This is a genomic window from Streptosporangium sp. OZ121 (assembly GCF_051918885.1).
In the GTDB taxonomy this organism is placed as follows: domain Bacteria; phylum Actinomycetota; class Actinomycetes; order Streptosporangiales; family Streptosporangiaceae; genus Streptosporangium.
Window position 1 is genome coordinate 57,457 of the sequence record NZ_JBPXMC010000002.1, and the last position, 23,256, is coordinate 80,712.

Sequence of the window (23,256 nt, forward strand, 5' to 3'; positions counted from 1 at the left end):
ATGGGAATCCCAAGAACCCCGGTCCGACGCATCGCGGCACTCGCCGCCCTCGCCCTCGCCGTCACCGCGTGCGCCAGCGAGAAGGCCACCGGGGGCAGCGGCGCGGCCGCCCCCTCCGCCGTCGGGGGGGACGGCGTGAAGACGGGCCCCGGCGTCAGCGCCGACAAGATCACGATCGGCCTGATGACCGACCTCACCGGCCCGTACGCCTCGTTCGGCAAGAGCCTGACCCAGGCGCAGCAGCTGTACTTCGAGCAGACGAACGCGGCCGGGGGCGTGTGCGGGCGGCAGCTGGAGGCACTGGTGCGCGACCACGGCTACGACGCGCAGAAGGCGATCGCGGCCTACACCGAGATCGCCCCGAAGACGGTGGCGATCGCCCACTTCGTCGGCTCGCCCATGGTCAACGCGCTCAAGCAGCGCATCGAGGCCGACCAGATGCTCACCATCCCGCAGGCCTGGGCGACCGGGCTGCTCGGCAGCAAGTCCATCCAGGTCACCGGGACGACCTACGACATCGACATGATCAACGGGGTGGACTTCCTGGCCAAGGAGAAGGGCATCAAGTCCGGGGACAAGATCGGTCACCTGTACTTCGAGGGCGACTACGGCGAGAGCGCGCTGAACGGCTCCAAGTACGCGTCGGAGAAGCTCGGCCTCACGCTCGTGGAGCAGAAGATCAAGGCCACCGACCAGGACATGAGCGCCCAGGTGGCCGCGTTCAAGGCGGAGGGCGTCAAGGCCATCCTGGTCTCCGTCGGCCCCAGGCAGACCGCCTCGCTCGTCGGCGTCTCGCTCGCCAAGGGCATGGACGTGCCGTTCGTCGGCAGCAACTCCGCCTACTCCCCGCAGCTGCTGCCCACCCCGGCCGGGCCCGCGCTGCTGAAGGACTTCTACTACATGACCGCCGGCACGCCGATCAGCGCCGACATGCCCGCCATGAAGAAGCTGGCCGCCGACTACGCGGCGAAGTATCCGGACACGGCCATCGACAGCGGTGTCCCCTCGGGCTACTCGGCGGCGGCGATCGTCGTCGACGCGCTCAAGAAGGCCTGCGAGGGCAAGGACCTGACCCGGGCCGCGGTGGTCACCGCGCACCGCGGCCAGTCGTCCTGGGGTGCGGAGTTCGGCACGGTCATGGACTTCACCACCTTCGACAAGCCCGCCTCGCTGCTGTCGTACGTGGCCAAGCCGGACAAGGCCGCTCTCGGCGGCGCGGTCGTCTTCAAGGAGGCCGCGACCTCCGACCTGGCCAAGGAGTACCAGGTCCCGGTGGGCTGACCCGCGATCCGCGGTGCGGCTCCGTACCTGCCGGGGTGCGGGCCGCATCGCTCCGGGACTAGCGTGGGGGCATCCAGAAGACATCCGGCCCGGGGACACGATGACCCAGAAGCTCAACACCGGCAGCCACGACCTGCCGGTCTCCGACGCCCTCGCCGCGTTCATGAACACCGGCTGGGCCGACACGCACCGCGACGACCTCGCTCCGCTGCCGCAGGCCGCCTACACCGCCAAGCGGCGCGCCGCGCTCGCCGCCCGCTTTCCCGGCGAGCGGCTGGTGATCCCGTCCGGCACGCTCAAGGCTCGCAGCAATGACAGCGACTACCGGTTCCGGGCGCACAGCGCGTTCGCCTACCTCACCGGTGACCAGGAGCCCGACGACGTGCTCGTCATCGAGCCCTCCGGGGAGGCCACGCTGTTCCTGCGCCCCCGCTCGCCGAGATCGGCGCCGGGCCAGGCCGGGCAGGAGTTCTACCGCGACCGCCGCTACGGCGAGTTCTGGGTGGGCCGCCGCCCCGACCTGGCCGAGGCGGAGGCCATCCACCAGATCGCCTGCGCGCCGATCGACAGGCTGGGCGACGCGCTCACCGGGCCCGCGCGGGTGCTGCGCGGGGTGGACGCGTCCGTGGACGGACGGGTCTCGCCCGGCGGCGGCGACGAGGAGCTGGAGACGTTCCTCTCCGAGATGCGGCTGATCAAGGACGAGTGGGAGATCGCCGAGCTGCAGTTCTCGGTCGACGCGACCACGCGCGGGTTCGAGGACGTGGCGCGGGCCCTGCCCACCGCCCTGGGGCACCGGCGCGGCGAGCGCTACCTGGAGGGGGTCTTCGGCCTCCGCGCCCGCCTGGAGGGCAACGCGGTCGGCTACGACAGCATCGTGGCCTCCGGCGCCAACGCGTGCGTGCTGCACTGGATCCGCAACGACGGGCGGCTGGACGGGAACGAGCTGCTGCTCCTCGACGCGGGCGTGGAGACCGACCACCTCTACACCGCCGACATCACCAGGACCCTGCCGGTGTCCGGGCGCTTCAGCCCGGTCCAGCGCCAGGTATACGAGCTGGTGTACGAGGCCCAGGAGGCGGCGATCGCCACCCTGCGCCCCGGTGCGCGCTTCCGCGACTTCCACCGCGCGGCGATGCGCGTCATCGCGGAGGGACTGCACGACTGGGGCGTGCTGAAGATCGGCGCGGACGAGGCGATGGAGCCGGAAAGCGGCCTGTACCGCCGCTACACGCTGTGCAGCAGCGGCCACATGCTCGGCATGGACGTGCACGACTGCGCCAGGGCCCGCTCGGAGGTCTACCTGGACGGCGTGCTGGAGGAGGGGCAGGTGCTGACCGTCGAGCCCGGCCTCTACCTGCAGCCGGACGACCTGACGCTGCCGCCGGAACTGCGCGGCATCGGGGTGCGCATCGAGGACGATCTCGTCGTCACCGCCGACGGCGCCCGTCTCATGTCGGCCGGGCTGCCCCGCCACCCCGACGAGGTGGAGAGGTGGATGGAGGGCTCAGGCCTCGCGGGATGAGCGTCCGGGGGTGGGGAAACACTCGGGTTTTGTCATGTTGCCACATCGCCTACCACGAGCGATCGGCACCTTCTGAGGTAAGTTCTGATCTATGACCCTGAAGCAGGCCCCGCCCGGCGGGCGGGGCGGTCGGCCGGGGGACGGATCCGCCGGAGTCGCGACCACACGCGCGGCGAACGAGAGTGGTGAGCGACCGGTGAGCGACCAGGAGCCCCGCTGGCTGTCCTCGATCGAGCAGCGGGCGTGGCGCGCCCACCTCGCCGTGCACAAGCTCCTCGACCACCGCCTCGACCGTGAGCTCCAGCCCTTCGGGCTCTCGGTCAACGACTACGAGATCCTGGTGAACCTGTCGGAGACCCCCGGTCACCGCATGCGGATGAGCGACCTGGCGGACGCCACGATCCAGTCGCGCAGCCGCCTGTCCCATCAGATCTCCCGGATGGAGGCCGCCGGCCTGGTCGCCAGGGAGACCTGCGCCGACGACCGGCGCGGCACCTTCGCCGTCCTCACCGAGCACGGCTGGGCCACCATCCAGAAGGTCGCGCCGCACCACGTGGCCAGCGTGCGACGGCATTTCATCGACCTGCTCACCGACGACCAGCTGATCGAGCTGGAAGCGGCGTACGCACCGGTGGTGGACCACCTCAAAGGCATCCGCTGACCCGAGACCGGGCGGTGAGACCAGTGAGCCCTTTTCATCCTGAGCCACGGCGCTCCTCGACGAGCCGCAGCACGAGGATCGCTTGAACGGGTGCGGTCGCGCGGTGTGGGCGACAGCGCAGCTTGCTCAGTGCCTTCCAGGACTTCAAGGTCGCGACGGCACGCTCGCCGATGGCTCGGATACGGGCATGGGCGCGGTTGACGTCCCGCTGCCCGCGTGACGGCCAAGGCCGATGGCGATGCCGTTTGAACGGCGTGCGGATCGTGCCGCCCGCTCCTTGATAGCCCTTGTCTGCGAAGGTCTTCACACCGGCGCGGGTCAAGGCGTCGGTCAGGCCGACCGTCCGAGCGGCGGTCACGTCGTGAACGGCGCCCGGCAGCGCCGGCGAGACCCACACCGGCCGGCCTACGGGATCGGCCGGCAGTTGCACGTTCATCCCGTGCTGCTTGTGTTTCCCGCTGTAGTACGGCCGCTCATCGATCAGGCGATCGATGGGGATGAGGGTGCCGTCCACGATGGCGTAGGCCGGCCGGAGCGCCCGCTGAACGGCGGCGTGCACGTCATCGGCCAGTGCAGCCAGCGGATCGACGCTTTCACGCACGTGGCGCCAGGCCGTGGTGGTGCCGATCGCGAAGCCTGCGGCCAGCCGGGCGTAGGTGTCACCATTGCGCAGGTGAGCCAGGACCAGCGGCGCCTGCTGGGCCGGGTCCAACCGCCGCCACCGAGGCCGCGTCCATGGCCGCTCCGGGAAGTCGTGGCGTATGGGCGAACGGCGACAGGTCCATGACCCACCGGTCAAGCTTCAGCAACGGGCCCAGCTCACCGAGAAGGACGAAGGCGAGCAGGACCGCCCAGCCCGCCGCAAGGATCCGGGGGGCCAGGCCGAAGACGGTGTCCTTCTCGTGTCCGCCTTCTCCCGGACCAGATCCCATTCGGCGTAGCGCCGCCGGTTCAGCGCCCGCCTGAAGCAGAGGAAGGCGAAGAACAGCACGGCCGCGGAACTCAGCACGACGAAGACCCCGCTGTGGATGCCCCTGAGTCTGGCTCCGGCCTCGTCGAGGGGCGCCTCGGTCAGCTGACCGTCGGCGTCGATCCAGACGTCCGTGGTCGAGCAGGCAGGCATGGGGGTGTTGACGACGACTTGGCCGGTCCGTTCCGTACCGTCCGGCGACGGCCACCTCACCGTCACGTGCGTCCACTGCTCGACGAACTCTCCGAAGGAGAACATCATCGGGGAGGCGTCCACCGTCAGGGTCGCCTCGACCTGGTGGCGGACGGCACGGTTCGCACGTTCCTGGTCCGCCACCCGTCCCGCCAGGAGCACCGCGGGCCACAGGCTCGCCACGACGACTGCCACGGCGACCCACACCCCCAGAGCCTCCAGCCGGTCGCGCCCTGGCGCGGAATGGGCTCGACGGACGCGGCGGCGACCGAGCGGGTAAGGCCATTCGTCCGATCACGATGGCCAGGCAGGCGAGCAAAAGCGCGGGCACGATCATCACACACCCGACGAACTCGTCAGTTCACGGACGACCCTGCTCACGAAGTCCGCGCACGCGTAGAGGAACTGCCCGCCGAGGGTGATGATGTTACCCACCAGCACGCCGATGTCCTTGGGGTTCTCGGCCGTCACGAGGATGACCAGCGGGATGAGCAGAAGCGTGACGAGCAGCTTCCTCGACATGGATACCTTGGTCGTCATTCTGGTGGACATCGCCTCTCCCTTCGCCGAAACCGGGCCCTTCATCGTCAGGATCGCCACGCGACATGATCGGAACCAGCGACCGAGGTCCCTACGGGCGAAGGCTTCGGTCCTTTCCCGAGCCCGGTGCGCGACAACCCTCTCGCTGGTGAGAAGACCTTCGGCCCAGGGACGGACACGGGACGGACACGGTCGCGGCATCCATGCATGGCGGACACCACGAGTCCGCAGCCCGCAACGCTTTCGGCGAGCCGCTGCCGGCCTGTCGGCCTGCCGCCGGAGCAGGCTGACAGAGCGAATCGTCATCGCCGCGGCGGAGATCCGCTCGGCCACGTCCGCGGGTCTGATCGAGGTCGATCCGATTTACTCCGAAGCGTGGCCCGTGCACACCTGGGCCGCCCAGCAGCCGATGTCCGGCCGGCCGAGTGCCGGCCGGCAACCGCGGAACTCCTGCCTGCGACAGCCGCGACCTCCGACATCGTGCGCCGGACGATCGACGGCGCCGGTTTCGTCGGCGTCCTCTCCAGGTCGCGCAGCCACCGACTCTGATACCGGCACTGCGCTGGTTGTCCGCCAGTGGCTCTCTCGGAGGCCGTTTTCGTGCCGACACGACATATGATCATGGACTTCTCATGGCTGACGTTGGGCGCGCGTCGCCGTGCCGAGATCGACCTCGACATCACAGACCGGAGCGGCATTCGAGAACTGAGGCGTTCACTGAGCTCTTTTCAACCTGACGGTCCTGGCCGCGACGGGCCTGCGCAGAGCGGTGGCGGGTGAGAGGAGGCTCCCGGTAAGACAGCAGTCGACCAAGATCCGATGCCCCGACCGGGAGCCTCGTTGCTGTCTTACCGTGCCTCGATTCCGCTGTCCAACCGCACCCTGGTCCGCCTGGCCGAACTGATCCGCGCGCAGCGGACCGAACGCCGCTGTCGGTGGCGGCGGTTGGACCCGGCCCAGCAGGCGCCGCTGGTCCTGGCTCACCTGCGCAATGGTGACACCTACGCCCGGCTGGCCGCAGGCTTCGCGATCGGCACCACCACGGCCTGGCGCCACGTGCGTGAAAGCGTCGATCCGCTGGCTGCACTGGCCGATGACGTGCACGCCGCCGTTCAGCGGGCGCTCCGGCCGGCCTACGCCATCGTGGACGGCACCCTCATCCCCATCGATCGCCTGATCGATGAGCGGCTGGCTATGAAGGTGGATCCGAGAGCCACGTGTCGGTCGGTTTGAGAGCCATTTGCTGATCAACTGCCTTGGAGTGTTAGTGAAAAAGAGAGCCATGCCCGTGGGTCCGGGACATGGCTCTTGTGACGCTGTGTGAGTGTGGTCATGGGCTCGGTACTGGTGGAGTCACCTATTCGACTATCGCGAGTTCTCGATGCCGAGGGCCGTGGTAGTGACTTTCCGTGATGTCGGCGGCAACAAGCCGGGCTCTCGGGCAGCGGGTGCGCGCGGAAGGGCGAAGTGGGCCTGACTATGTCGGTGGGGCCTGCCAAGATCGCGACATGACAATCGATGCGCTGACGCCGTTCCGCTGGCTGCAACCGCCGTACGGCGATCGGGGCGACCCGCTCGGCGAGATCTATTGCGTGACCTTGGTGCGTGGGCTCGACCCGGCCGAGGTGCTGCGCCGGTTCGGCGCCCGTACGAGCACGCAGATGAGCTTCACCGAGCTGAAGCTGGCAGTCTCCGACTTCACGGTGGCGACCGATGGTGGTGACGGAGGGGGGTATGTCGGAGTGGTCGCAACCGGCGACGGGTGCGCGGCGGTGGAACCGTACGGCTGGTCGGGGACGGGCGACCCGACGCTGGCGCGGCTGTCGGCCGGCACCGACGTGGTGTCCGTCCTGCGGCATAACTATGCCTGCGACTACTTCCACTACGCCGCGGACGGCATGCTGATCACGGCTTTCGACCCGACCTTTCCCGAGCGTCGCTCCGGTGCCGACACCGACCGGCTCGCCGGCCTCATGCGCGAGTTCGGCCTGCCTCTCGAGGAGGGCTCAGATGAGGACTGGGATCAACACTACGACGACCTGTCCCGGCACGGCCTCGCGCGGATGTTCGCGATGGCGGCCCGCCTCACCGGCGTGACGTTCACCGCCGATCTGCTGGACGGACCGTTCCTGGTGGGCGCGATCGCCGACCTGCCACCGTCACAAGAGCCTCAGCCCGGGAAGAGCCTCAGCGCTATACTCGAGCAGCTGAAAGCGGCAGGCGGCCCTGAGTCTGATCATGGCACTGCTTAACCCCCATGAGCCTGCGGTACTGATTGATGTGCTCGCCTATTCCAACCGCCACTACGGACATCAGGGTCGTCGGTGAGCTTGCGGAGCCACTGACATCGCCTCGAAGATCGTCAGATGGACATGTTGCCCAAAGTCGACGCCCTGCTCGTGGTGCGCACCGACTTCTCTGACCAGGAACGATGGCAGGCCGTACGAAACACGCTCGGCGACATCGACAACGACGGCTGGGCAAAGGAGTTCGAGGTCGTCGAGGACCCCGCCTATCAAGACCTCACCGCGCAGCAGATCCTCGCCCTGCTTCCGGACGGCTACCAGGACCCGATCCTCGTCATCGCCGACAAGGTCACCGTCGATTCGCAGGAGATGCCGTTCCTGGTCATCGAGCTGGAATTCACATGGGAGATGCGCGTCATCCCCTCCGAGATCCCCGGGATTCACGCCAACCTCTCCATCGGCAACATGGACTTCGGCGAGTTCGCCGAGAGCGCCGACGCAGACGGCGTCTTCCGCGGGTTCCACGACTGAACCGCCACGCCTCCGGCGAGCACGGAACGTCACCAGTAGGGCCCAGGGGAACGACAACTCGCGACAGTTGAATACGCGACCCCACCAGTACCGAGCACGGGTCAGCTGGCTTGTTCGGCTCTGGCTCGGGTCTGGGCAAGGCGGTAGGAGTCGGTGCCGGTCTCGAGGATGTTGCCGGCGAAGGTAAGCCGGTCGACGATCGCAGCGCAGAGGCGCGGGTCGGTGAAGGTGCGGGTCCACCCGGAGAAGGACTCGTTGCTGGCGATGGCGACGCTGTTCTTCTCTTCGCGTTCGGTGAGGACCTGGAAGAGGAGCTCGGCGCCGTGCCGGTCGAGTTCCATGTAGCCGAGTTCGTCAATACAGAGCAGGTCGACGCGTCCGTAGCGGGCGATGGTCTTGGCGAGGACCTTCTCGTCGGCGGCCTCGACGAGTTCGTTCACGAGCTTGGTGGCGAGGGTGTAGCGGACCCGGTAGCCCTTCATCGCCGCCTCGGTCCCGAGGGCGATGAGCAGGTGGGACTTGCCGGTGCCGGAGTCGCCGATCAGGCAGAGGGGCTGGCCCTTTTTCACCCATTCGCAAGTGGCGAGCGTGTGGATGGTAGCGGGGTCAATGTTGGGGTTGGCGTCGAAGTCGAAGGCGCGCAGAGACTTGTCGCGGGGGAACTGGGCGGCCTTGATACGACGTTCAGAGCGGCGACGAGCACGGTCATCACATTCGGTCAGTAGGAGTTCGGCGAGGAATCCCAGGTAGGACATCTGCTCGCGGGTCGCCTGCTCGGCCAGTTCGGGGAAAGCGGTGCGGATGCTGGGCAGGCGGAGCATCCGGCAGGCCTGGTCGATGGAGGCCTGGGCGGCCTGTTCGGTCATGCCGCGGTGGGGGACGCTCATGGTGTTTCTCCTTGGGCTGGGCGCTCGCCGGGTGGCCGGGCGCGTTTGAGGAGCTGGTCATAGGCCGTCACCGAGGGCAGCGGCCGGGTGTCGCGGGGAGGCTGGGCCAGGCGCCGTTCAGTCAGGAACGTCACCGTTGCCTCGTGGTTGTCGTGCTGGGCAGGTTCAGGAGCAGCTTGTTCGTCTTCCTCAGCGGCTTTGCGGGCCTCCAGAGCGACCGCATCCGCGGTGAGGGCGCCGGCCCGCAGCGCGGCGGCCAGGCCGGTAACCAGATGCTCGGTAGGAATGTGACGGGCCAGGAGCAGCACTTCGATCAGCGCGCGGGTGCCGTCGCGGTCGCCGTGGGCTTTGCAGGCCGCCGCCCACCAAGTGTCGTGAACCGGGGTGAACTTGCCCGCGGCCCGCGCCTGTTCCAGAGCGGTCGCGCCCGGCAGCGCGCCGGGCTTGCGGATCAGGACCTCCAGATAGTGGTCCAGTTCCAGGCGCCGGCCGCCCTTGGCGAACAACCGATCGTGCTCGGCGACGACCTGCTGTCCGTCATAGACGATCAGGCGGGAGGCGCGCAGCATCACCCGCAGCTGGCGGCCAATGAACCGGGCTGGGACCGAGTACCGGTTCGTCCGGACGGTGATCTGGCTGTAGCGATCGACCCGGACCGGGAGCAGCAGGCCGGTCTCGAACGGCTCCTGCGAGACCGTCCGCAGCAGCGGCCGCTCGATCGCGAAGTACTCGCCAACCGTCCTGGCCCGCGCCCCGATCCGCCGTCCCTCGTCGGCCTCGTCCCAGCGATCGATCATCTCGTTCAGCTCATCCAGCGAGCCGATCTCTGGAATCGGGACCAGGTGGTTGCGGCGGAACCAGCCGATGTCGCCCTCGACCCCGCCCTTCTCGTGGGCGCCCTTGATCCCCGGCTGGCAGTAGAACGCCTCGACCCCGTAGTGCTCGCGAAACGCCGTCCAGCGGGCGGACTCCGTCCGGGCCCGGGTGAACCCCAGCACCGCGGAGACCGCAGCCTTGAGGTTGTCGTAGCGGACCTTGCCCGTCGGGACTCCACCCAGCACCCTGAAAGCGTGGACGTGTCCCTCAAAGAACGCCTCCTGCCCTCCGGTGGCCAGCACCCGGTGGACTGCCTTGCCCGAATACGACAGCCGGAACGAAAACAGGAAGCACTTCACCTGCTCTCCCGCGATCCGGACCGTCACGTCTCCGAAGTCGACCTCGGCCTCGACTCCCGGCAGATGCGACTGCGGGACGAACGCCTCCGGCGGACCCCGGCCTGCCTCGACCCGGATCTCGCCCCGCCGGTGAGCGACATAGGCGCGGACGATCTGATACGAGATTTCCATCGCCTGGTGCTCATCCACCAGCCGCGCGAAGATCCGCTTCGCCGTGTGCCGCTGTTTGCGTGGCGCATCCAGGTAGGCCCGCAGCATCTCGTCGATCAGTGGTTTGAACGCATCCAGCCGGCTCGCCCGCGGCGCCATCTTCTTCCTCGGCTCCGGCCACGGCTGACGCAACGCCTCAGCCACTGTGTTCCGGCTGACCCGATACTTGATCGCGATCTGCCGACCCGACAGCCCCGCACGAGAATCCCGGCGAATACCTCCACCTTGGACTGGGGATGTGTCACCAGCGTCTCCTCACACGGAGTAACGCCTTGATACTCGCACCGTTAACCCTCAGGTGGCTCTGGAATTCGGTAACACGATTTCATCCCCACCGAGCGCCACAGAGCCACTGACCGACATCTGGCTCTCAAATTCACCTACGGAGCCAAGCGGCCGTACTACAGCGGGAAACACAAGCAGCACGGGATGAACGTGCAACTGCCGGCCGATCCCGTAGGTCGGCCGGTGTGGGTCTCGCCGGCGCTGCCGGGCGCCGTTCACGACGTGACCGCCACTCGGACGGTCGGCCTGACCGACGCCTTGACCCGCGCCGGTGTGAAGACCTTCGCAGACAAGGGCTATCAAGGAGCGGGCGGCACGATCCGCACGCCGTTCAAACGGCATCGCCATCGGCCTTGGCCGTCACGCGGGCAGCGGGACGTCAACCGCGCCCATGCCCGTATCCGAGCCATCGGCGAGCGTGCCGTCGCGACCTTGAAGTCCTGGAAGGCACTGAGCAAGCTGCGCTGTCGCCCACACCGCGCGACCGCACCCGTTCAAGCGATCCTCGTGCTGCGGCTCGTCGAGGAGCGCCGTGGCTCAGGATGAAAAGGGCTCAGTGAAGGCGTCCGCCGGCGCGAAACCGGGCGGTGAAACCGGCGAAGGCGTCCGCCGACGCGAAACCGATACCGGTCGTTACTCCTTAGTAGACCGGAGTGTCGTTACGATCCGCCCATGTCTGCTCGCCGGATCCTCATCACCGCGGTGATCGCCGCGTCCTTCCTGGTCACCGCGTGCAGCGGCAGTGGTGCCTCCGACGGCACAACGGCCCTTCCCGACGGGGCCGACCTGCTCAGGAAGTCCGCGGACGTGACGCGCACCGTGAAGTCAGCCGCCTTCTCGATGGAGACGGAGGGCACGCCCCCCGTACCGGTCAAGAAGGCCTCCGGCCGTCTCAGCGGGACCGGTGACGCGGACGGCACCCTCCAGATCGACGTGATGGGCAGTCTCCAGGAGATCAATTTCGTACTGATCGGAGAGACCGTCCACTTCAAGGGTGTGACCGGCGGCTTCCAGCGGATGTCGCGGAGCCAGCTGGCGGCGATCTACGACCCCTCCGCCATCCTCAACCCGGACAAGGGCGTCGTACAGCTGCTGGCCAACGCGCTGGACGCGAAGACCCAGGCGGCGGAGAAGCTGGACGGCGTCGACACCTACCGGGTCTCGGCGACGCTCTCCCAGCAGGTGCTCGCCACGATGGTGCCCGGTCTCACGCAGAGCGTCGACGCCGTGCTCTGGATCGACAAGGCCACCGGCCGGCTGCTCAAGGCGGAGCTGCCACTGACCGGCGGCAAGGTGATCGTGGCCTTCAGCGACTACGACGTGCCGGTCCAGGTCACCGCTCCGGCGGAGTGACGGTGACCCGCGCCGCCCCGGAGGGCGCTCCCACGGCCCGGCGGCGGACCGCCCTCGGCGTCGGCGGCACGGCGGTGCTGCTGGCGGCCCTGGACGCGTACGTCGTGGTCACCGTCCTCGTCGACATCGCCAGGGACGTCGACGTCCCCCTCAACCACCTGGAGCGGGCCACCCCGATCGTCACCGGTTTCCTGCTCGGCTACATCGCGGCCATGCCGCTGCTTGGCCAGTTCTCCGACCGCTACGGCAGGCGCCCGCTCATCCACCTGTGCCTGGCGGGCTTCGCCGTGGGCTCGGTCGTCACCGCGCTGGGCGACACGGTGCCCTGGCTGGTCGTGGGACGGGCCGTGCAAGGCGTCGCGGGCGGCGCGCTGCTGCCCATCACCATGGCCCTGATCGGGGACCTGTGGGACGAGGACGAGCGCCCGGTGGCGCTCGGCGCGGTGGGGTCGGCCCAGGAGCTCGGCAGCGTGCTGGGCCCCCTGTACGGCGCGGCCCTCGCCGCCCTGGTCCCGGCCACCCTCCAGATCGGCGGCGTGCAGCTCGGCGGCTGGCGGTCGATCTTCTGGCTGAACGTCCCGCTGGTGGCCCTGGCGGCGATCGCCGTGCAGCGGTCGGTGCCGCCGCCCGCCCGCGACCGGGCCCGCGGGGCGGCCAGGCGCGTCGACGTGGTCGGCGGGCTGCTGCTCGCGCTCGCGCTCGGCCTGCTCGTGGCCGGTCTCTACAACCCCGATCCCAGCGGGTCGGTCCTTCCCCCGTGGGGCATGCCCATGATCGTCGCGGGGGTCGTGTCCGGCGCCGCGTTCGTCGCGTGGGAGTGGCGCTCCAGGACCAGGCTGATCGACATGACGGGGGTGTCGCGCGGCCCGTTCCTCGCCACGCTCGGGGTGAGCTTCCTGACCGGCGCCGCGCTGCTGGTCACCCTGGTCGACGTGCAGCTGTCGGCGCAGACGCTGCTGGGACTGGACAGCCTGGACGGCGCCCTGGTGCTGTCCCGCTTCCTCGTCGCGCTCTCCGTGGCCGCGCTGGCAGGCGGTCTCATGGCCCGCCGCTACGGCGAGCGCGCGGTGACGGTGATCGGCCTCGCGGTGGCCGCCGCCGGATACGTCCGCATCGGCCAGTGGCCCCTTGACCTGGCCTCGGCCGGATACCGCATGGACGCCGACCTGATCGTCGCCGGCCTGGGGCTCGGCCTGGTGATCGCCCCGGTCTCCTCCGCGGTGCTGCGGGCCGTACCCGCCGCCCAGCACGGGGTGGCCTCGGCGGCGGTGGTCGTGGCCAGGATGATGGGCATGCTGCTCGGCGTCGCCGCACTGTCGGCGTGGGGCTTCCACCGCTTCCAGTCGCTCACCGCCGACCTGGACACGCCGCTGCCCTTCGGCGTGGACCCCGTCGTGTACGCCGGGCGGCTCGCCGAGTACCAGAGCAGGGTGAAGGAGGCGCTGCACACCGAGTACAGCGAGATCTTCCTGATCACCTCCGTCCTGTGCGGGGTGGGCGTGCTGGTCGCGCTGCTGCTGCCACGCGGGTCCGGGCGGGTGGACGGGGCCTGACGCCCGGCCGCGGACCGGAACCCGGTACGGGCCGGAACCGGATACGGGCCCGAGCCCGGCACGGAACCGGGCTCGGGCCGGGCACGGTCGTGCGGGTGACGCCCATGTCGGCGATCACTCCCTCCCGCTCGTGGCCGCCCTCGCGCTCCCGCCCGGGGCCGCCGTCACGACGCGAGCCGTTCCGCCCAGCGGATGAGGTCCTCCCGGCGCCGCACCTCGACACGGGTGATCGCCACCAGCGCCACCTCGACGCCCCAGTGGCGGCTCCCCTCGCCGGCTCCGCGGGCGAGGTCGACCCGCTTGGACAGCCGGGACAGGTCGTGCTTCCCGACATAGCGCCGGATCTCCGCTTCGGCGGCGGCCAGCTTGGCGTCGCCCGGCGAGCCCGGGTAGGCGGCGTACGCCACGGGATCGGCGACGAAGGCCCGGGCGGCCCCGTTGACCGTGATCGTGACGCCGTCACGGGTGACGGCGTCCAGCCAGAGAATGCCGACATCGCTCGTACCCATCGCCCTCTCCCGTCTGCCGGTGTTCGTCGCTCCTCCATCCCACCGGCGTCGTCTCTCCGCCGCCATCGGGGCCGGCACCCATATGAGCAGGGGTGGAACATGTAGGAGCGACACGCCGGGATGGGAGGCACCCCGCATGGACGGGCCCGTCCCGCAGCGGGGAAGCTAGTCAGATGAGCGAACGCACCCATCGGCGAGCAGGAGCGCACAGCCCGGGGCGGATCCTGTTCAGACGGCTGTTCGCGATCAACGGGCTGGTCTTCGCGGTCGGTACGCTGGTGCTCGCCCTCTCCCCCGCCACCGTGTCCTCGCCGATGCTCCTGGCCGAGATCCCGGTGCTGACGGTCGGCCTGGCGCTGATGCTGGCGGCCAACGCCATCCTCCTGCGCACCAGCCTGGCCCCGCTCGACGCGCTCACGACCCTGATGCAGCGCGTGGACCTGCTGCACCCCCACGACCGGCTGCCCAGCGGCGGCAACCGCGACCTGGCCCACCTGATCGACACCTTCAACGCGATGCTGGACCGGCTGGAGGCCGAGCGCGGCGCCAGCAGCGCCCACGCCCTCGCGGCCCAGGAGAACGAGCGGCGCCGCATCGCCCGCGAGCTGCACGACGAGATCGGCCAGAGCCTCACCGGGGTCCTGCTGAGTCTCAAACACGCCGCCGACCACGCGCCCCACGACCTGCGCGAGGAGCTGCACGGGGTGCAGGAGAGCGTCCGCGCGAGCCTGGACGAGGTGGGGCAGGTCGCCCGCCGCCTGCGTCCCGGCGTGCTGGAGGACCTCGGCCTGCAGAGCGCCCTCAGCGCGCTGAGCAGCGACTTCTCCCAGAGCAGCGGCGTTCCCGTGATCCGCAGAGTCGAGGCCGACCTGCCCTCGCTGAGCGAGGAGGTCGAGCTGGTCCTCTACCGCATCGCCCAGGAGGGCCTGACCAACGCGGCCAGGCACGCCCGGGCGTCCCGCGTCGAGCTCTCGCTGACCGCCGGGCCCGACGGCCTGGAGTTGCGCATCACCGACGACGGCCGCGGCGGCGTACGCCACGAGGGGGCCGGGATCCGCGGGATGCGGGAGCGCGCCCTGCTCATCGGCGCCCGGCTGACCGTGACCTCTCCGCCGGACGGCGGCACCGACGTCCGCCTCACCGTACCGCCCGACACCGAGCGGAGAGCCCTGTGAACCCTGTGAACCCTGGGAGTCCCGTGAGTTCCGCGAGCCCCGCGCGTCCCATCAGGATCCTGCTGGCCGACGACCACGCCCTGGTCCGCCGCGGGCTGCGGCTGATCCTGGACGCCGAACCCGATCTCACGGTGGTGGCCGAGGCCGCCAACGGCGCCGAGGCGGTGGAGGCGGCCGCCCCAGAGACGGTCGACCTGGCGATCCTGGACATCGCGATGCCCCGCATGACCGGCCTGCAGGCGGCCCGCGAGATCTCCCGGCGCGCCCCCGGCATCCGGCTGCTGATCCTGTCGATGTACGACAACGAGCAGTACTTCTTCGAGGCGCTCAAGGCCGGAGCCTCGGGCTACGTGCTGAAGTCCGTGGCCGACCGCGACCTGCTCGAGGCGTGCAGGGCGGCGATGCGCGGCGAGCCGTTCCTGTACCCGGGTGCCGTCACCGCCCTGATCCGGCACTACCTGCAGCGCGACAAGCTGGGACAGAGCATGCCGGAGAGCATCCTGACCCCGCGCGAGGAGGAGATCGTCAAGCTGATCGCCGAGGGCAACTCCGCCAAGCAGATCGCCGAGACCCTGTTCATCAGTGTGAAGACCGTCGACCGGCATCGTGCCAACATCCTGCAGAAGCTCGGCATGCGCGACCGGCTCGACCTCACCCGGTACGCCATCCGGGCGGGCCTGATCGAACCCTGAGAACCTTCGGAGAAGGGGTCCGGGGCGAAACGCGAACGGCCCGGCGCGGGCCGGGCCGTTCGGGACTCCCACCCCGGACGGGGCTCCCGTCCCAGGCGAAACCGCTGCCCGGGGCAGGACTCCTGTCCGGGCGGGATTCCTGCCCGGACAGGGCTCCCGCCCGGGGCGGAACTCCCGTTCGGGACAGGGCTCCTACTTCTTCTTCTGCCCCTGGCGCTTCTCGCGGATCTTCATGGTGACCTCGATGGGCGACCCGGCGAAGCCGAACTCCTCGCGGATCCGGCGCTCGATGAAGCGGCGGTAGGTCTCCTCCAGGAAGCCCGAGGTGAACAGCACGAACTTCGGCGGCTCCGTCGACGCCTGCGTGGCGAAGAGGATCTTGGGCTGCTTGCCGCTGCGGACCGGTGGCGGGGTGGCCGCGACCAGGTCGGTCAGGAAGGCGTTGAGCCGGGCGGTGGGCACCCGGGTCGACCAGGAGTCGAGCGCCTTCTCGATCGCCGGGACGAGCCGGTCGACGTGCCAGCCGTTCTTCGCGGAGATGTTGACCCGCAACGCCCACGGCACGCGGACGAGCTGGCGGTCGATCTCCTTCTCCAGGTAGTAACGGCGGTCCTCGTCGAGCAGGTCCCACTTGTTGAACGCCACGACCATGCACCGGCCGGACTCGATCACCAGGGAGATGATCCGCAGGTCCTGCTCGGTCAGCACGTCGCTGGCGTCGATGAGCACCACCGCGATCTCCGAGCGCTCCAGGGCTCCCCGGGTGCGCATGCTCGCGTAGAAGTCGGCGCCCTTGAGCTCGCGGTCGCGCCGCCTGATCCCGGCGGTGTCGACGAAGCGCCAGGTCTTGCCACCGAGCTCGACCAGCTCGTCCACCGGGTCGCGGGTGGTGCCCGCCATCGGGTCGACGAGCACGCGCTCGGAGCCCGCCAGCTTGTTCAGCAGCGAGGACTTGCCCACGTTGGGCTTGCCGACCAGGGCGACCCTGCGCGGGCCGCGCTCGGGGCCGAAACGCTGCTCGGGCGTCTCCGGCAGCTTGTCGAGGATCACGTCCAGCAGGTCGCCGCTGGAGCGGCCGTGCAGGGCCGAGACCGGCTGCGGCTCGCCCAGGCCGAGGGCCCACAGCCCGGCGGCCTCCAGCTCCATCTGCTGGTTGTCGACCTTGTTGGCGGCGAGGATGACCGGCTTGCCGGACCCGCGCAGCACGTGGCCGACGATCTCGTCCGCGTCGGTCACGCCCACGACGGCGTCGACCACGAACAGGATCACGTCGGCCAGTTCGGCCGCGACCTGGGCCTGCTCGGCGATCTTCAGCGCCATGCCGGTCGCGTCGGGGTCCCAGCCTCCGGTGTCGACCACCGTGAACCGGCGCCCCCGCCAGGTGGCGTCGTACGTGACCCGGTCGCGGGTCACCCCCGGCACGTCCTCCACGACCGCCTCCCGGCGGCCGATGATCCGGTTGACCAGGGTGGACTTGCCCACGTTGGGGCGGCCCACCACGGCCACTACCGGCTGCGGGGCCGTGTCGGGCCCCACATCCCGCTGCGAGCTGTCGTCGGTCCCTGAATCGGCGAGCTCCGCGTCGATCCAGCCGTTGTCGTCGTCGTATACCCCGGTCACGCCTTTTCCTTAATCACACGCAGTATTTCGGCGATGACCTCTTCGAGGTTCAGCGCCGTGGTGTCGAGCTCGACGGCGTCGGCCGCCTTCGCCAGCGGGTCTGCCTTCCTGGTCGAGTCGAGGGTGTCGCGGCGGGCCATCGCGGCCCGCTGCGCCGCCACCGTGGTGCCGGTGAGCTCCGCCGTGCGGCGCAGTGCCCTGGCGTCCGCGCTCGCGGTCAGGTAGATCTTGACCGCGGCACCGGGCGCCACCACCGTACCGATGTCACGGCCCTCGACGACGATGCCGCCCGAACCGATGATCTCACGCTGCTCGGCCACCAGGCGGTGGCGTACCTCGGGCACCGCGCTGACCGCCGAGACGGCCGCGGTGACCTCGGCGGTGCGGATCGGCGCGACGGCGTCGACGCCGTCGACCGCCACCACCGCGAGGTCCGGGTCGGTGCCCAGCGTGAGGACCGGGTCGAGCGCCCTGGCGGCGATCGCCTCGGGATCGGCGAGGTCGACGCCCTTCTGGAGCATCCACCAGGTGATCGCCCGGTACATCGCGCCGGTATCGAGGTAACGCAGCCCCAAGGCTCGCGCCACCCCTCGTGACGCGCTCGACTTACCCGATCCCGAAGGACCGTCCATGGCGACGACCAGTCCGGTCACGACGCCTCTCCCTTGCAGCCCGCTTCAGTTGTCCGTACGAGGCTACCGGGAGCCGGGAAGGAACCACGCATCGAGCGAGAAGGCGGACGCCCGGAAGCACGGGCGCGGAAGAACCCCTGGGCGATCACGCGGAAGCGAGATCGCCCAGGGGACCAGGGGAAAGGCCACGCGGAGGCGAGGTCAGGCGGGAGAGGTCACGGCAGGTGCCAGCCGTTCTCCCGCAGGGCCTCGGCCAGCGCCGTCACCGCCTCCGGCCGCACCCAGAGCTCGGCGGCGCCCAGCGGCAGGCCGGGGGCGTGCTCGAGCCGGACGTCCTCGATGTTGACGCCCGCCTCCTTGGCCGCCTGGAACAGCCGGGCCAGCTCGCCGGGCCGGTCGCCGACGATGACCTGGACGGCCGCGTAGGTGCGCGCGGGACCGCCGTGCTTGCCGGGGATCCGGCCCGTACCCGCGACGCCCCGGTGCAGCAGTTCGGTGACGCGCGCCATGGCGTCGGGATCGCCGGAGCCGGCCGAGGTACGGAGCGAGGCCGCCGCGGCGGCCAGGTCGGCCGCCACCGCCTCCAGCACCTCGGCCACCGGCAGCGCGTTGCCCGACAGGATCCCGGTCCAGAGCCTCGGGTCGCTCGCCGCGATGCGGGTGACGTCGCGCACCCCCGGCCCGGCCAGGCCGAGCGCGGCGGCCGACGCCTCCGCGAGGCGGGCGGCCACCGCGGAGGCGGTCACGTGGGGGGCGTGTGAGACGACCGCCACGGCCCTGTCGTGCTCCTCGGCGCCGATCCTGACCGCCTCGCCGCCGCAGAGCTTGACGAGCCCGTACAGGGCCTCCACGGCGTCGGGCGAGGTCTCCTCGGTCGGGCACAGCGCCCACGGGCGCCCGAGGAACAGGTCGGCCCGCGCCGCGGCGGGCCCGGAGCGCTCGCGTCCGGCGAGCGGGTGCCCGGCGACATAGGTCGTCAGGTCGCAGCCGAGGCTCGCGGCCTCCCTGAGCGGGAGCGCCTTGACGCTGGCCACGTCGGTGTAGAAACGGGCCGCACCGGCCTGCTGGAGGGCGGCGAGCCGCTCCGCGACCGCCTGCGGCGGGACCGCGATGATCGCGACGTCCACCGTCACGCCCTCGGCCCACTCGACGCCCGCGCCCAGCTCCCGCGCCAGCCGCAGGGATCCCGCGTCGCGGTCGGCCAGGTGGACGGCCACGCCCTGCTCGCGCAGGGCCAGCGCGATCGAGGTGCCGATCAGTCCCGTGCCGACGACCAGGACGCTTCCGAGGCCGCTCACCCGCACTCCCTGGAGGTGGTGCCGCATAAGGCGCTCACTGGGCGATGTCCACGCGAAGGGCGACCGCGCCACGCAGGTAGACGTGCTGGATGTCCTGGCGGGGCCGGTCGACCTCGACGTGGGCCATCAGCCGCACCACACGGGGCAGCGCGCCGGGAACGTCGATCTCTGAGGCGCAGATCAGCGGAACGTCGTGGAAGCCGAGCTTGCGGGCGGCCAGGGCGGGGAACTCGGCGGTGAGATCGGGCGTGGCCGTGAAGATCACGCTGATCACGTCGTCGGTGGTGAGCCTGTTGCGCCCCATCACCTCCGCGACCAGTTCGGTGACCCCGGACAGGATGTCGTCCCGATCGTTGGACTCGACCTGGATCGCACCGCGGATCGCCCGCACCATCGTCGTTCCTCCAGTCCCTCCGCGCCGGACCACCCCCGAGGATGATCCAGCGCGTCCTAACACGCGTTCAGGGAAGGCTACAACCCGACGGCGGCGTAGAGTTCCCCGACTTCCGTGAGGGTCAGCGCACGCACGGTGCCCGGCTTGAGGCGGCCGAGCTTGACCGGGCCGAACTCGATGCGGGCCAGGTCGATGACCGGGTGCCCGACCTCCTCCAGCATGCGGCGGACGATGTGCTTGCGACCCTCGTGCAGCACGATCTCGATCAGCGCCTGCTGGCCGTGCTCCTGGACCAGGGCGAAGGAGTCGGCCTTGGCGAGGCCGTCCTCCAGTTCGACGCCCTTCTTCAGGCGGCGGCCGAGGTCGCGCTCGATCCGGCCGGGAACCTTCGCCCAGTACTTCTTCTGGACGCCGTAGCTCGGGTGGGTGAGCCTGTTGGCCAGCTCGCCGTCGTTGGTGAGCAGGATCAGGCCCTCGGTCTCGGTGTCGAGGCGTCCCACGTGGAACAGCCGCTCGGTGCGGTCGGCCACGAAGTCGGCCAGCGAGGGGCGGCCGTCCGGGTCGGACATGGTGCTGACGACGCCGATCGGCTTGTTGATCGCGAGGTAGACCAGGTCGGGCATGGTCGGCAGGCGCTTGCCGTCGACGTGGATGACCTGCTTGGCGGGGTCGACCCGGGCGCCGAAGCGGCGGACCACCTGGCCGTCGACCGTCACCCGGCCCTCACCGATCATGTCCTCGCAGGCCCGGCGGCTGGCGACGCCCGCCTGGGCGAGGACCTTCTGCAGCCGGATGCCGTCGGGAACCTCGGTGGTGTCGCGCTCGTCGACGTAGTCGCGGTCGTAGAAGTCGGAGTCGCGCTTGGGCTGGCGAGCGGTCTTGAACCGGTCGTTCGCGATCGCGCCCGGCCTGAGCGGCCCCTTCGCCGCGGGAGCCCGGCCGGTGGATCGATCACCGGAGCGGCCCGCGGGGGGCCGGCGCTCGCCGTACGCCCCGGCGCTGCCGCCACCGATGGTCTGGACGTCGTCCCGGCGCCCGGTCCTGCCGAAGCGGCCGCGGGAGCCACCGGCGGGCGCGTCGCCGCGGCCGCGGTCGGAGCCGGGCCTGCCGCGCGAGCCGTCACGGTCGGCGCGGAAGCCGCCGCGGTCGTCGCGACGCGGGCCGTCCGAACGGAAACCGTCGCGGTCGTCGCGGCGCGGGCCGTCGGAGCGATAGCCGCCCTGCGAACCCCCCTGGGAGCCGCCCGAGGGCCTGCCACCGCCGTACTGGCTCCTCGAACCGTCCCGCTCCGCCCGGAACCCACCGCGATCATCACGACGCGGGCCGTCCGAACGGAAACCGTCGCGGTCGTCGCGACGCGGGCCGTCGGAGCGGAAGCCGTCGCGGTCGTCGCGGCGCGGGCCGTCGGAGCGGTAACCGCCCCGCGAACCACCGAACGACGAACCCCCACGGTCGTCGCGGCGCGGGCCGTCCGAACGGAAGCCACCGCGATCGTCGCGGCGCGGGCCGTCGGAACGGTAACCGCCCTGCGAACCCCCCTGGGAGCCGCCCGAGGGCCTGCCACCGCCGTACTGGCTCCTCGAACCGTCCCGCTCCGCCCGGAACCCACCGCGATCATCACGACGCGGGCCGTCCGAACGGAAACCACCGGACGACGAACCGCCGCGATCATCACGACGCGGACCGTCGGAACGGTAACCGCCCTGCGAACCCCCCTGGGAACCGCCCGAGGGCCTGCCACCGCCGTACTGGCTCCTCGAACCGTCCCGCTCCGCCCGGAACCCACCGCGATCATCACGACGCGGGCCGTCCGAACGGAAACCACCGGACGACGAACCGCCGCGATCATCACGACGCGGACCGTCGGAACGGTAACCGCCCTGGAAGCCACCGCGGGACCCCCCGGAGGAGGACCCGCCTCGGGAGGAGCCGCCGCGGAATCCACCGGACTGCGAGCCCCCACGGGGATTGCCACCGCGCGGGGCTCCGCCACGGCCTTGACCGCGTCCATCACCGGACGGGGTACTGCGCCTGTTGTTCACTACTTCTGCTCCTCTAGGGATTCCATGTCGTCGGGCAGGAAGGGTGCCAGCTCGGGAAGCTCGTCGAGCTCCCGCAGGCCCATCCGCTCGAGAAAATACGAACTCGTCCGGTAGAGCACGGCTTGGCTCTCCGGTTCGGTGCCGGCCTCTTCGACCAGCCCCCTCGTCATCAGCGTGCGCATGACGCCGTCACTGTTGACACCGCGGATGGCCGCCACCCGGGCCCGGCTCACCGGCTGCCGGTAGGCGACCACGGCCAGGGTCTCCAGAGCGGCCTGGGTCAGGCGCGTCTGCTGGCCGTCGCGGACGAACCGCTCCACGAGTGGCGCGCACTCGGCCCGCGTGTAGAACCGCCAGCCGCCCGCGACCTCTCTCAGGTCGAAACCCCGTCCGGCGGCGGTGTATTCCGCCGAGAGCTCACGGATCGCCCGCCCGATCTCGTGGACGGGCCGTTCCAGAACCTGGGCGAGCGTCACCTCGGCGACGGGCTCGTCGACCACCAGCAGGATGGCCTCCAACCCGGCGCGCAGGTCCGGCTCGGCACGCGGACCGGGCTCGGCGCGCGGACCCGGCTCGGCGGACGGGCCGGCCTCGGTACGCGAACCGGGCTCGGGTGCCAGGTCAGTCATCGGCGGGCTCTCTCTTCGGGCTGTTCGGGGTCTCGTCGTAGTCGTCGGCCACGGCGACGTCGCCGTCGTCGCTGCCGGTCCAGGTCACGTGCAGCTCTCCGAGAGGCTCCACCTGCTCGAAGGACACGGCCGCCTCCCGGTAGAGCTCCAGGACGGCCAGGAAACGCGCCACGACCTCGAAGGTTCCGGCGCAGTCGGAGGTGAGGGCCCGGAAAGTCGCCCGGCGCATCCGCCGCAGCCGCTCGACAAGGATAACCGCCTGCTCGCGGACATTGGCGAGCGGTTGGTAGATGTGGGCCGTCGAGACCGACGGGGGCACCTTGGGGGCGAAGGCCCGCTGAGCGATCTCCGCGAGGCGGTCGGGGCCGATGCCGAGGATCAGCTCGGGCAGCAGGCTCGCGAACTCGGCCTCCATCGGCACGGTACGGGGGAAGCGCAGCGCCTCCTCGGCCATCCGGCTGGAGAAGACCTTGACGACCTCCTTGTAGGCCCGGTACTGCAGGAGCCGGGCGAACAGCAGGTCACGGGCCTCCAGGAGGGCCAGATCCTCCTCGTCGTCGACCTCGCCCGAGGGCAGCAGCCTGGCGGCCTTGAGATCGAGCAGGGTCGCCGCGACGAGCAGGAAGTGGCTCGTCTGGTCCAGGTCCCACTCCGGGCCCCTGGCCCGGATGTAGGAGATGAACTCGTCGGTCACCTGGCTGAGCGAGACCTCGGTGATGTCCAGCTTGTGCTTGGAGATCAGACCGAGCAGGAGGTCGAAAGGACCCTCGAAGACCTCCAGATGCACCTTGAAGGTGTCATCGTCGGTCTTCGGCTGCTCGGTCATCCCGCCATTGTCCCGCACCCAGGGGTGGGA

Annotated in this window: 22 protein-coding genes and 2 pseudogenes; 11 read left to right on the plus strand and 13 right to left on the minus strand. The window is 70.3% G+C overall.

The genetic code is table 11. The features are described from left to right. From ACTOQ1_RS05285 to ACTOQ1_RS05295, 3 genes are all read left to right on the plus strand, one after another. Complete coding sequence (locus tag ACTOQ1_RS05285; RefSeq protein ID WP_440064876.1) at positions 1–1,281, plus strand: ABC transporter substrate-binding protein; 1,281 nt, start codon at positions 1–3, stop codon at positions 1,279–1,281. 100 nt (positions 1,282–1,381) lie between these two features. Continuing rightward, the gene (locus ACTOQ1_RS05290) at positions 1,382–2,806 is read left to right on the plus strand and encodes an aminopeptidase P family protein (protein WP_440064877.1); all 1,425 of its coding nucleotides are present in this window, start codon (positions 1,382–1,384) and stop codon (positions 2,804–2,806) included. 196 nt (positions 2,807–3,002) lie between these two features. Then, entirely contained in the window at positions 3,003–3,467 is a 465-nt protein-coding gene (locus tag ACTOQ1_RS05295) for a MarR family winged helix-turn-helix transcriptional regulator (RefSeq protein ID WP_440064879.1), read from the plus strand. Between the two features lie 34 nt (positions 3,468–3,501). On the opposite strand, the pseudogene ACTOQ1_RS05300 reads toward ACTOQ1_RS05295, so the two are convergent. The 3 genes and pseudogenes from ACTOQ1_RS05300 to ACTOQ1_RS05310 form a co-directional block, all read right to left on the minus strand. Beyond that, positions 3,502–4,197 (minus strand): annotated as a pseudogene (locus ACTOQ1_RS05300) (transposase family protein); the annotation flags it as partial. Between the two features lie 72 nt (positions 4,198–4,269). Then, positions 4,270–4,851 (minus strand): Rv1733c family protein, encoded by a 582-nt coding sequence (locus ACTOQ1_RS05305; protein WP_440065445.1) that lies wholly within the window; start codon positions 4,849–4,851, stop codon positions 4,270–4,272. A 114-nt stretch (positions 4,852–4,965) separates the two neighbouring features. Then, complete coding sequence (locus tag ACTOQ1_RS05310) at positions 4,966–5,181, minus strand: hypothetical protein (protein ID WP_440064880.1); 216 nt, start codon at positions 5,179–5,181, stop codon at positions 4,966–4,968. A gap of 828 nt (positions 5,182–6,009) precedes the next feature. Between ACTOQ1_RS05310 and ACTOQ1_RS05315 the strand changes: the two are divergent. From ACTOQ1_RS05315 to ACTOQ1_RS05325, 3 genes and pseudogenes are all read left to right on the plus strand, one after another. Then, positions 6,010–6,357, plus strand: a pseudogene (locus ACTOQ1_RS05315) (helix-turn-helix domain-containing protein); the annotation flags it as partial. Positions 6,358–6,677: 320 nt separating this feature from the next. Further along, on the plus strand, positions 6,678–7,421 hold the full coding sequence (locus ACTOQ1_RS05320) for a DUF6461 domain-containing protein (RefSeq protein WP_440064881.1): 744 nt from the start codon (positions 6,678–6,680) through the stop codon (positions 7,419–7,421). A 114-nt stretch (positions 7,422–7,535) separates the two neighbouring features. Next, positions 7,536–7,946: a DUF6924 domain-containing protein gene (locus ACTOQ1_RS05325; RefSeq protein ID WP_440064882.1), complete on the plus strand. Its 411-nt coding sequence runs from the start codon at positions 7,536–7,538 to the stop codon at positions 7,944–7,946. A gap of 101 nt (positions 7,947–8,047) precedes the next feature. On the opposite strand, the gene istB is transcribed toward ACTOQ1_RS05325, so the two are convergent. After that, entirely contained in the window at positions 8,048–8,833 is a 786-nt protein-coding gene (istB, locus tag ACTOQ1_RS05330; protein ID WP_440064883.1) for an IS21-like element helper ATPase IstB, read from the minus strand. Next, complete coding sequence (gene istA / locus ACTOQ1_RS05335; RefSeq protein WP_440065446.1) at positions 8,830–10,434, minus strand: IS21 family transposase; 1,605 nt, start codon at positions 10,432–10,434, stop codon at positions 8,830–8,832. Before istA ends, istB begins: the two co-directional genes overlap by 4 nt. Positions 10,435–10,581: 147 nt before the next feature. On the opposite strand from istA, the gene ACTOQ1_RS05340 reads away from it, so the two are divergent. The 3 genes from ACTOQ1_RS05340 to ACTOQ1_RS05350 all read left to right on the plus strand — a co-directional run bounded on the left by ACTOQ1_RS05340 (position 10,582) and on the right by ACTOQ1_RS05350 (position 13,409). Continuing rightward, positions 10,582–11,049: a transposase family protein gene (locus tag ACTOQ1_RS05340; protein WP_440065447.1), complete on the plus strand. Its 468-nt coding sequence runs from the start codon at positions 10,582–10,584 to the stop codon at positions 11,047–11,049. Between the two features lie 126 nt (positions 11,050–11,175). After that, a complete protein-coding gene (locus ACTOQ1_RS05345) occupies positions 11,176–11,856 on the plus strand; it encodes an LppX_LprAFG lipoprotein (protein WP_440064885.1) in 681 nt (226 codons plus the stop codon). Positions 11,857–11,858: 2 nt separating this feature from the next. Continuing rightward, on the plus strand, positions 11,859–13,409 hold the full coding sequence (locus ACTOQ1_RS05350; protein ID WP_440064886.1) for an MFS transporter: 1,551 nt from the start codon (positions 11,859–11,861) through the stop codon (positions 13,407–13,409). A 164-nt stretch (positions 13,410–13,573) separates the two neighbouring features. Here the strand turns inward: ACTOQ1_RS05350 and ACTOQ1_RS05355 are convergent, their stop codons facing one another. Continuing rightward, a complete protein-coding gene (locus ACTOQ1_RS05355) occupies positions 13,574–13,918 on the minus strand; it encodes a hypothetical protein (protein WP_440064888.1) in 345 nt (114 codons plus the stop codon). Between the two features lie 173 nt (positions 13,919–14,091). Here ACTOQ1_RS05355 and ACTOQ1_RS05360 point away from each other — a divergent pair, with 173 nt between their 5' ends. Together ACTOQ1_RS05360 and ACTOQ1_RS05365 are read left to right on the plus strand one after the other, a co-directional pair. Beyond that, on the plus strand, positions 14,092–15,093 hold the full coding sequence (locus ACTOQ1_RS05360; RefSeq protein WP_440064889.1) for a HAMP domain-containing sensor histidine kinase: 1,002 nt from the start codon (positions 14,092–14,094) through the stop codon (positions 15,091–15,093). Positions 15,094–15,116: 23 nt separating this feature from the next. Continuing rightward, the gene (locus ACTOQ1_RS05365) at positions 15,117–15,785 is read left to right on the plus strand and encodes a response regulator (RefSeq protein WP_440064891.1); all 669 of its coding nucleotides are present in this window, start codon (positions 15,117–15,119) and stop codon (positions 15,783–15,785) included. Positions 15,786–15,977: 192 nt separating this feature from the next. Here the strand turns inward: ACTOQ1_RS05365 and der are convergent, their stop codons facing one another. The 7 genes from der to ACTOQ1_RS05400 all read right to left on the minus strand — a co-directional run bounded on the left by der (position 15,978) and on the right by ACTOQ1_RS05400 (position 23,226). Next, a complete protein-coding gene (gene der / locus ACTOQ1_RS05370; protein ID WP_440064892.1) occupies positions 15,978–17,405 on the minus strand; it encodes a ribosome biogenesis GTPase Der in 1,428 nt (475 codons plus the stop codon). Then, entirely contained in the window at positions 17,402–18,058 is a 657-nt protein-coding gene (gene cmk, locus ACTOQ1_RS05375) for a (d)CMP kinase (RefSeq protein ID WP_440064893.1), read from the minus strand. The genes der and cmk overlap by 4 nt, the downstream gene beginning before the upstream one ends. Positions 18,059–18,252: 194 nt before the next feature. Then, complete coding sequence (locus ACTOQ1_RS05380; protein ID WP_440064894.1) at positions 18,253–19,362, minus strand: prephenate dehydrogenase; 1,110 nt, start codon at positions 19,360–19,362, stop codon at positions 18,253–18,255. 7 nt (positions 19,363–19,369) lie between these two features. Then, a complete protein-coding gene (aroH, locus tag ACTOQ1_RS05385) occupies positions 19,370–19,729 on the minus strand; it encodes a chorismate mutase (RefSeq protein WP_362676088.1) in 360 nt (119 codons plus the stop codon). A 77-nt stretch (positions 19,730–19,806) separates the two neighbouring features. Continuing rightward, positions 19,807–21,771 carry a pseudouridine synthase gene (locus ACTOQ1_RS05390; protein WP_440064896.1) on the minus strand — a complete coding sequence of 655 codons (1,965 nt, stop codon included), beginning with the start codon at positions 21,769–21,771 and terminating at the stop codon, positions 19,807–19,809. Next, the gene (gene scpB, locus ACTOQ1_RS05395) at positions 21,771–22,400 is read right to left on the minus strand and encodes an SMC-Scp complex subunit ScpB (protein ID WP_440064897.1); all 630 of its coding nucleotides are present in this window, start codon (positions 22,398–22,400) and stop codon (positions 21,771–21,773) included. Before scpB ends, ACTOQ1_RS05390 begins: the two co-directional genes overlap by 1 nt. Further along, a complete protein-coding gene (locus tag ACTOQ1_RS05400; RefSeq protein ID WP_440064898.1) occupies positions 22,393–23,226 on the minus strand; it encodes a segregation and condensation protein A in 834 nt (277 codons plus the stop codon). Before ACTOQ1_RS05400 ends, scpB begins: the two co-directional genes overlap by 8 nt. Positions 23,227–23,256: the final 30 nt, after the last annotated feature.

Excerpts from the sequence above, each read along its gene's own strand:
- ACTOQ1_RS05360 (WP_440064889.1), top strand. The coding sequence starts at position 14,092 with ATGAGCGAACGCACCCATCGGCGAGCAGGAGCGCACAGCCCGGGGCGG.
- ACTOQ1_RS05310 (WP_440064880.1), bottom strand. The coding sequence starts at position 5,181 with ATGTCCACCAGAATGACGACCAAGGTATCCATGTCGAGGAAGCTGCTC.
- ACTOQ1_RS05320 (WP_440064881.1), top strand. The coding sequence starts at position 6,678 with ATGACAATCGATGCGCTGACGCCGTTCCGCTGGCTGCAACCGCCGTAC.
- ACTOQ1_RS05325 (WP_440064882.1), top strand. The coding sequence starts at position 7,536 with ATGGACATGTTGCCCAAAGTCGACGCCCTGCTCGTGGTGCGCACCGAC.
- istB (WP_440064883.1), bottom strand. The coding sequence starts at position 8,833 with ATGAGCGTCCCCCACCGCGGCATGACCGAACAGGCCGCCCAGGCCTCC.
- ACTOQ1_RS05285 (WP_440064876.1), top strand. The coding sequence starts at position 1 with ATGGGAATCCCAAGAACCCCGGTCCGACGCATCGCGGCACTCGCCGCC.
- ACTOQ1_RS05345 (WP_440064885.1), top strand. The coding sequence starts at position 11,176 with ATGTCTGCTCGCCGGATCCTCATCACCGCGGTGATCGCCGCGTCCTTC.
- ACTOQ1_RS05355 (WP_440064888.1), bottom strand. The coding sequence starts at position 13,918 with ATGGGTACGAGCGATGTCGGCATTCTCTGGCTGGACGCCGTCACCCGT.
- scpB (WP_440064897.1), bottom strand. The coding sequence starts at position 22,400 with ATGACTGACCTGGCACCCGAGCCCGGTTCGCGTACCGAGGCCGGCCCG.
- aroH (WP_362676088.1), bottom strand. The coding sequence starts at position 19,729 with ATGGTGCGGGCGATCCGCGGTGCGATCCAGGTCGAGTCCAACGATCGG.
- ACTOQ1_RS05380 (WP_440064894.1), bottom strand. The coding sequence starts at position 19,362 with ATGCGGCACCACCTCCAGGGAGTGCGGGTGAGCGGCCTCGGAAGCGTC.
- ACTOQ1_RS05290 (WP_440064877.1), top strand. The coding sequence starts at position 1,382 with ATGACCCAGAAGCTCAACACCGGCAGCCACGACCTGCCGGTCTCCGAC.
- ACTOQ1_RS05400 (WP_440064898.1), bottom strand. The coding sequence starts at position 23,226 with ATGACCGAGCAGCCGAAGACCGACGATGACACCTTCAAGGTGCATCTG.